Genomic DNA, 7,928 nt, shown 5'->3' on the forward strand with positions numbered 1-7,928 from the left:
CCCTTATGTTTTTCAATTTCAGATACCCCATAATACTTTTTATACTGAGCCTTGCCGGCTTAATGATAGGCATGGCATTTAAGGTGATGCACTGGCCGGGCGGGCAAATGATAACCGGCAGCATGATAATGGTGCAGGTGATTGCTATAATTTGGCTGCTGATTATTGTTATAAAAACACCGCGGTAAGCCGAAAGCGAGAAAGCCTAAAATGTCGTCAGTAACACCCTGCGAAAAGCTTTATGCTTTCCGCTTTTAGCTTTCAGCTCTTCTTCGGCTTTCCGCTCCTTCTAAAATCCTTTTTTTCTCGTAATCCCCGGCTTCCGGACTTTCGGACTTTTCCGGCTTCCGGACCCTTCCGACTTCTCCCACACTTCATCAGCACCGTATTGCCTTGCCATTTTTGCTATCCTTTCCTCCAGCGTTTCGGTGGTTAGTTTTTCACGGCCCAGGCTGTCAACCATTATCGGGAACGCAAATGGCGTTGGCCGCTCTATGGTTTTCAGGATGATGTTTTGTTTTACGATGCGCTGCAAAGCCATCCGCAGCCTGAACTCTTCCAACTGGAATGCTAGCGCCTCGTTATAGGCCTGTCTTACCAGCAGGTTATCCGGTTCATATTCGCTGAACACCTCGAACAACAGGGAGGTTGAGGCTTGCAGGTGCTTGTTCTTCACCTGCTGACCGGGGTAACCGGTAAATATCAACCCGCCGATGTGGGCTATGTCCCTGAAGCGCCTGCGCGCCATCTCATTGGCATTTAAGCTATGCAGGATATCGTCGAGCAGGTTATCTATCGAAAAAAATGACGCATCTTCCAAAGCTTGCTCGATCGGAATGTCTTCGTCTGCCAGCAGTTCAAAACCATAATCATTCATGGCTATTGAAAAGCTTGCAGGCTTTATTTTGCTGATGCGATAAGCCAGCAGTGAAGCCATTCCCTCATGCACCAACCTGCCCTCAAAAGGATAAAACAACAGGTGATGCCCCTCGCGGGATTTGAAAGACTCTATTAAAAACTCGTGGCTTTGTGGCAAATGTGATAGTTGGGATTGTAAATCAAACAAGGGTTTCAGCGCAATTACTTCCTCATCCTTTTCGATGCCATGGGCTACCTCGTCAAGCTTATCGCGAAACACGGCTGCTAATTGCGACGATAGCGGCATTCGTCCGCCGTTCCAGCTGGGGATCAATCCCTTTTTGGCGTTGGATTTTTTAACGTAGGCCGACATCTCCTTGATCCTTACAAACTCCAAACTGCGCCCCGCGAACCAGAATGTGTTGCCCGGTTTTAATTTAGACACAAACGACTCTTCAATAGTGCCCAGGCTACCGCCACTGAGCCATTTCACCCGGATACTCAGCTCACTTGTAATGGTGCCGATGCTGAGCCGGTGCCGCATGGCTACCCGGCGGTTGTTCACCTTAAACAGGCCATTTTCTACTTCCACCTTTAAAAACTCATCATATTGTGCAAGCGTTTTGCCGCCGGTGGTGATAAAATCAAGCAGCTGGTTAAACTCATTGCGGGTAAGATCAGCAAAGGCGAACGTGCCTTTAACTTCCTTAAACAATTCATCGGCCCGGAAGCCATCAGACACGGCCAGCGTTACCATATATTGGATCAGCACATCCATGGTAAGCAGCATGGGGTCGCGGCTTTCAAAAATGCCGTCCTTTATGGCCTGCTTCAAAGCTGCGCCTTCCAGTAACTCCAGGGAATGTGTTGGCACGAAATACGCCCGGGAAACCTCGCCCGGGGCATGTCCGCTTCGTCCGGCCCTTTGCATAAACCGTGCAACTCCCTTGGGGCTGCCCACTTGCACCACCGTATCTACCGGCCGAAAATCGACGCCAAGATCAAGGCTTGACGTACATACCACCACCTTTAAGGCTTCGGCATGCAGTGCCTGCTCCACCCAATTGCGTAGTTCATTGTCCAATGATCCGTGGTGCATCGCCATTATGCCAGCATATTCGGGGTAATTATCTAAAATAGCATGGTACCAAATCTCCGATTGCGACCGTGTGTTGGTAAAGATCAGCGTGGTTTTGCTCCTCGCTACGATCTCCATCACTTGCGGTAGCAGCTTTAACCCGATATGTCCCGCCCACGAATAATTCTCAATATTTTCGGGAATGATAGATTTTATCAGCAGCTTTTTATCAAGGTTGGCGCGCACCATTTTTATCCGATCCGGCGGAAAATCGTTTCCCAAAAGCACCTCGGCGGCTTGCTCCAGGTTGCCAATGGTTGCGGAGATACCCCAGATTTTGAGTCCGAAGTCTTGAGTCTTTAGTCCTGAGTCTGAAAAACTTGCCTGACTTGAGACTTGAGACTCAAGACTCAGGACTTTTAACCTGGATAATCCTAGCTCTACCTGTACCCCTCGCTTAGTCCCGAGCAACTCATGCCACTCGTCAATTACTACAACCCGCAGGCTTTTGAAGATTTTGGGGTATTCCTTTTGGGCCAGCATCAGGTGGAGGCTTTCGGGCGTGGTGAGTAGAACCTCTGGTAATTTTCTTTTTAGGGATGCCTTGTCAGCTGCGGATGTATCCCCGGTGCGGGTCATGATGCGCCAGGGCAGGCCGAGTTCGTCGCATACTTCCTGCATGGCTTTCTTAATGTCGTTGGTTAAGGCCCGCAACGGCGTTATCCAAAGCATAAGCAGGCCGTTGTTGGTTTGAGTTTTATAGGTATCCGGATGCTTGTTTATAAAATCAGCTAAAAAGGGCAGGAACAGCGCAAACGTTTTACCGCTGCCTGTGGGGGCATTCAGCAAACCTGAAAAGCCGCCAAGATAGGCCGCCTCCATCTCCTGTTGAAACGGAAACTGCTCCCAGTTCTTTTGCCGGTACCAATCCCTGATGACTTGCTGCCCCTTTGTAATCATGCCAATAATATACAACGGAAATTGCAATTAGTTAGGATGAGCGGCGAAAATTAAAAACTATAATTTAAGAAAATTTGTCATTCTGAGTGATAAAATCTAATGGATTCTGAAAGGGAAATGACCAATTTGGGTGTCATGGTGAGCTTGTCGAACCACGACGCGGGCAAAGGCCTCTGCACCCTGCTTAGCATGCGGAAAGGCCACTGCGCACGTCGCCCTTCGACAGGCTCAGGGTGACATCCCACCGAATGTTCAATACAAACTTGTCATGGGTAGCGAGAGCGAAGAACTATCTCTTGAGCTTTAGCGAAAATCTTCTCCACGCGATAAGTATACGTTCAACAGATAGCCGACCTACCTTTCCAGGGTGATTGTCGTTTACTGAGGATTCTTCGCTCTCGCTCAGAATGACAAAATAACCATCAGATAAGGTTGGCTACCTCATAACTCTTTATCGCCCGTTCCCTATCCAAGGTATTGTATAACCGCTCCGGGATCTCGCCTAATGTTGATGAATGTACCTTATCACCCAGGGTGTAAAATTCCTGGAAACTCATGATCAGGGGCTTCCATTTGCCAGGATCAACCCGGTTAGGTTGCCCGTCCATCAAAATGGATTCTTCAAGGTAAACCCGTTGGATCCGCAACTCAAAGGTTACTATTTTTCCGCGCTGATCAGGATCGCCTTCAGCTAATCCATGTACAGTTTCAACAACGGCTTCCATTTGTACCGGGCATTCATACACCCTTTGTGCATTTACAGTTTCGCCATCCTGTTTGGTTAGCCCTGCTATTGAGAATTTGTCCTGTTCATACCTGTATCCCTTCAGTAATTTGCCATCGGGGACCGGGTTTGAGCCTGTTGTTTTTGCCAGGCGATTAACAGCTGCGACTTCATTTACCGAGGGTAAATTTAAAACGCATTGCCGGGTGCGCATCAGGTTTTGTGTTGTTTTGGAGAATGCCGATAAACCAATAACACAACGCCAGCCTAACCAGAATATGGATGACATGGGTGCTAAATTATCCGTATCGTTTTCATTTTTTGTGCCGATAAGAACTACCGGTGTACCGAAATATAAGATGGAAGGTTCGCTTGTGATATGCATAACTATATGTTTTTGATATAGCAAAACTACCTGCTCTTGACTGCCTGTTAAACCCGTTTCTTGCGCAATAAAAAATTACCTGAAACGATTTCTGATTAATTGGTGTTAATAAAACGGCAATGAATTTTAACATATGAAAAAAAGAATTACGGAATTTGTGGTGATACTTACCCTTATTTGCATTGTTTACGCCTGTATACAACACCAGGGATCGGCAATACAGGATAAACAGAAACCATCAAGTGCTAAAGCAAATGATCAGGAGCGGCTGATCGTGCCGGGAAAAAGCATAGGCAAAATTTCAATCGGCGGCAGTGCCGATAGCGTGGTATCATTACTGGGCAAGCCTGACTTTTCGGATGCCGCAATGGGTAGTGCGCTCATGACCTGGTATAATAAACATGACACCTCCGGTTACAAAATCAGCATATTCGCCGCGCATAATTTTGGAGCCAAAAACGAAGCTGTGGCACACATCCGCAAAATTTTAACAACATCGCCCGCATTCAAAACAGCAGAGGGGTTGAACCCGGGAATGCCCTTAAGCGAATACAGCAGGCATTTTAAACTGACACCGGCGGGCGGGTTTACAACAAATGGAGGTGGAAAGATAAAAGTATATGAAGCAAAAGAGGAAGGAATAGCGTTCGAGATTGATTCCGTTTCGAACACCGGGATAGCGATTGTTGTACATAAGCCTAATGACACGTCAGCAACTTACATCAACATGAATTAAACAAAAAGCCTTACGAATTTTAGGATCTTCGTAAGGCTTTATGTTGTAATTATCGGGCTTATTTTTTGTCGTCAGCCGCTTTCTCCGGTACAAGGGTAAATTTAATCACGTTGGCACCGCTTAAGTATTTATTTGCAGCATCCTTAGTGCTTGCCGGTGTAATACCTCCCAGGTTGCTAACATGCATCAAAATGGCATCAGGGTTTAACTGATTTTGCGATGCGGCGCCAAGGTATCCAGCCCAGAAAACATTTTCCTTTAATTGCACCTGGGTTGAACGTGCTTCCTCAGCAACAAACTTATCGATATCGGCCTGCGCAGCGCCGTTTTGTTTCAGTTTGTTAATTTCATCCTGTGTGTCGCTAACCAGCTTGTCGATATCAGCAGGAGCGCAGGTAAATGAAATGGTAAAGCTATACCTGCTGTTAGGCACTTTTTTATAGTTTGCCCTTACACCAGGTGCATAGGTGCCGCCATCTTTTTCACGAAGCCTCTCTAATAACCTGATCTGCAGTACTTCTTCAAGCGCGTCGATCTGGATGTTATTGAGATCATTGTAATCGTATGCACCACTGAACACCATCTGCACACTCCCTTTATCGCCAATACCCTTGGTTACTGTTTTGTTGATTTGCCCGGCCGGCGGGTAAATATTTAAATTTTTATAGGTTTCCTTACGGTTGGTTGATGGCAAGCTGCCCAAATATGCTTCAATGTACGGTTTTAAAACGTCTACATCAAAATTACCAACAAAGGTAAATACAAAGGAACTTGCATCTGAAAAGCGGTCCTTGTAAAACTGGTAAGCCTTATCAAGCGTGGCTTTGTTCAATCTTTCAGGTGTGGCTACCATCTCCCTGAAATTGTGATTGTAAAGTGTGGCAGAAATGGTATCCTGGAAAACACTCCCCGGGTTCAGGCCACGATTAGCAAGCAATGCATTGGTTTGGCTGATGTTTGCCTGCCACACATCATTATCCTTGCGCGGCTGTGTAAAATAAAGGTAGATCAGCTGCATAGCCGTTTCAAAATCCTTCGGCGTGGTATTGGCTGTTATTCCCTGCGCAACATCACTTACATAAGGCGAAACACTTACGTTTTTGCCGCTCATCATTTTATTAAGCTGGATCTGCGTTATGTCCTTTATCCCACTTTGGCTTACAATACCGGCAGAAAGTTCGGCCGAAGTATAGTCTTCGTCACTTGCAAGCGAAGTACCACCAAAGCTATAACCGTTAATCAGTACCTGGTCGTTCTTGAATTGTGTTGGTTTTAAAATGACTTTAACACCGTTACTTAGGGTAAATGTAGTTGTACCTATCAGACTATCTACTTTTGTTTCGGTTATTTTACCAGGTGTTGGCAGCTTGTCTAATAAAGGCTTGTCTACTGTATTATCAACATAAGGAGTGACGTCCTTCCCTGCAGTTGCTATCCAATCAAGTATAGTTTTTTCGTTAGGCAGCTTATCCTTTTCAGTTTCCGGTGCTTCAACAATTACAACACGGTTTTGGTCGCTCACAAATTTGCCGGCCAGGGCATTCATTTCATCCAGGCTAATCTTATTGATGTTGTTCACATAAAAATTATACTCATAAGAAAGTCCCGGGATAGCTTCGCCGGTAATGAAGTTTTGCTGGTATTCGCCAACAAAATTAGATGATCTTGTTTTATCGCGTTCACGGTATGCGTTATCAATATTAACCAAAGCCGATTGTTTGGCTCTTTCCAGTTCGGTTAAGGTAAAGCCAAAACGACGTACACGCTCTGTTTCGGCAACGGCAGCTTTAACTGCTGTTTCCAAACCGCCCGGCTTAGCTACGGCAATTGTTGTAAATGCATCCTGCCTGCCTATAAACGCGCCATAGCTACTTTGTCCGTAAACAAATGGCGGCGTTGGCTTTTGGGTTAATTCGCTTATGCGGTCATTTAGCATCTGGTTAAATAGCTGGATGCGGATGCTTTGCATAAAGTCGGCCGTGTTTTTTACAACGGTTTGCGGGTGCTTTACAATAATTTCGGCCAGGGTATATGGGAATTCTTTGTCTGTAGCTATTTTAACCGCTGTTCCCGGGGTAGGCGGAACGGAATACACGGTACGTGGCTTTTCAACGGCAGGGTTTTGTAACGATGAGAAGTTTCTTTTGATCAGCTCAACTACACGTGCAGGATCAAAATCACCTACTGCAATTACTGCCTGTAAGTCGGGACGATACCAGTCGTGGTAAAAACTCTTAATGGTTTCAGGGGTGAAAGTTTTTAAAATATCCTCCTTACCGATTGGGATCCGCAGGGCATAGCGGGAGTTATTAAGCAGCACAGGGAAAGTTTGCATACTTAAGCGTTCCTGTGCATTTTTTCCATTTGCAAGCTTTTCTCCTAACACAACACCCCGCTCTGATTCAATTTCCTTTGGATCGAAAGCCTGGTAAGCGGCCCAATTGGCGAGGATATTAAAACCCTTTTCAAAAACTGCTACGCTGTCAGTCGGCATTGGTAACTGGTAAACGGTTTCGTCAAATGAGGTATAAGCATTTAGGTCAGCTCCGAACTTTACACCTGATTTTTGCAGGTAGCTTACCAGGTCGTTTTTGGGGAAATCGCGCGTTCCATTAAAAGCCATGTGCTCTGTAAAATGCGCGAGGCCCTGTTGGTTGTCGGCCTCAAGCACCGATCCAACCTTATTTACAAGGTAAAGTTCGGCCCGGTTTTTAGGCTCGGCATTTTTACGGACATAATAGGTTAGGCCATTTGGCAACTTGCCGATAATAACGTCCGGATCAACAGGTAAAACACCTGAACTAACCACACGTTTTTGCTCAACACCGGCAGGTTTTTTTAGGGGCGATGCAGCCGGCTTTTTCTTAACCTGCGCAAAGGCTCCGCCAGATGCAACAAGCAGGGCTAAAGCCGCTACAGAAATCTTATAGTTTAAATTCATCTTTTTTAATCAGGGATATAATCCGCTAAGATGCAAAACGGTTGTCTTAGTTACAAATTGTTGGTAATGATTTCACCGATTAAAATGGATGATTACGCCGATTGCTTTCTCAATCGGTGTAATCATCCCCAAAATCAGTGTAATCTAAAAATGATACCTCACAAAGGCCTCCATAGCTTCATATTCCGCCATGCCGAGTTTGTCATAAGCCCTTGCAGTTTCTCTTGTACGATCCTCTGCCCTTAC

General features: G+C 45.8%; 5 protein-coding genes. 2 read left to right on the forward strand and 3 right to left on the reverse strand.

The window, feature by feature from the left end; all coding sequences use genetic code 11:
* Positions 1 to 5: 5 nt before the first annotated feature.
* Positions 6 to 188 (forward strand): hypothetical protein, encoded by a 183-nt coding sequence (locus KXD93_RS27945; protein ID WP_258140859.1) that lies wholly within the window; start codon positions 6 to 8, stop codon positions 186 to 188.
* Positions 189 to 289: 101 nt separating this feature from the next.
* On the opposite strand, the gene KXD93_RS27950 is transcribed toward KXD93_RS27945, so the two are convergent.
* Both KXD93_RS27950 and KXD93_RS27955 read right to left on the reverse strand, forming a co-directional pair.
* Entirely contained in the window at positions 290 to 2,896 is a 2,607-nt protein-coding gene (locus KXD93_RS27950) for a ligase-associated DNA damage response DEXH box helicase (RefSeq protein WP_258140860.1), read from the reverse strand.
* A gap of 422 nt (positions 2,897 to 3,318) precedes the next feature.
* Positions 3,319 to 4,005 (reverse strand): flavin reductase family protein, encoded by a 687-nt coding sequence (locus KXD93_RS27955; RefSeq protein ID WP_258140861.1) that lies wholly within the window; start codon positions 4,003 to 4,005, stop codon positions 3,319 to 3,321.
* A gap of 133 nt (positions 4,006 to 4,138) precedes the next feature.
* Between KXD93_RS27955 and KXD93_RS27960 the strand changes: the two genes are divergently transcribed.
* Complete coding sequence (locus KXD93_RS27960; protein WP_258140862.1) at positions 4,139 to 4,741, forward strand: hypothetical protein; 603 nt, start codon at positions 4,139 to 4,141, stop codon at positions 4,739 to 4,741.
* 58 nt (positions 4,742 to 4,799) lie between these two features.
* Here the strand turns inward: KXD93_RS27960 and KXD93_RS27965 are convergent, their stop codons facing one another.
* Complete coding sequence (locus tag KXD93_RS27965) at positions 4,800 to 7,682, reverse strand: M16 family metallopeptidase (protein ID WP_258140863.1); 2,883 nt, start codon at positions 7,680 to 7,682, stop codon at positions 4,800 to 4,802.
* Between the last annotated feature and the right edge of the window lie 246 nt (positions 7,683 to 7,928).

Source organism: Mucilaginibacter phenanthrenivorans, from assembly GCF_024721155.1.
Lineage (GTDB): Bacteria > Bacteroidota > Bacteroidia > Sphingobacteriales > Sphingobacteriaceae > Mucilaginibacter > Mucilaginibacter phenanthrenivorans.

Excerpts from the sequence above, each read along its gene's own strand:
- KXD93_RS27945 (WP_258140859.1), top strand. The coding sequence starts at position 6 with ATGTTTTTCAATTTCAGATACCCCATAATACTTTTTATACTGAGCCTT.
- KXD93_RS27950 (WP_258140860.1), bottom strand. The coding sequence starts at position 2,896 with ATGATTACAAAGGGGCAGCAAGTCATCAGGGATTGGTACCGGCAAAAG.
- KXD93_RS27955 (WP_258140861.1), bottom strand. The coding sequence starts at position 4,005 with ATGCATATCACAAGCGAACCTTCCATCTTATATTTCGGTACACCGGTA.
- KXD93_RS27960 (WP_258140862.1), top strand. The coding sequence starts at position 4,139 with ATGAAAAAAAGAATTACGGAATTTGTGGTGATACTTACCCTTATTTGC.
- KXD93_RS27965 (WP_258140863.1), bottom strand. The coding sequence starts at position 7,682 with ATGAATTTAAACTATAAGATTTCTGTAGCGGCTTTAGCCCTGCTTGTT.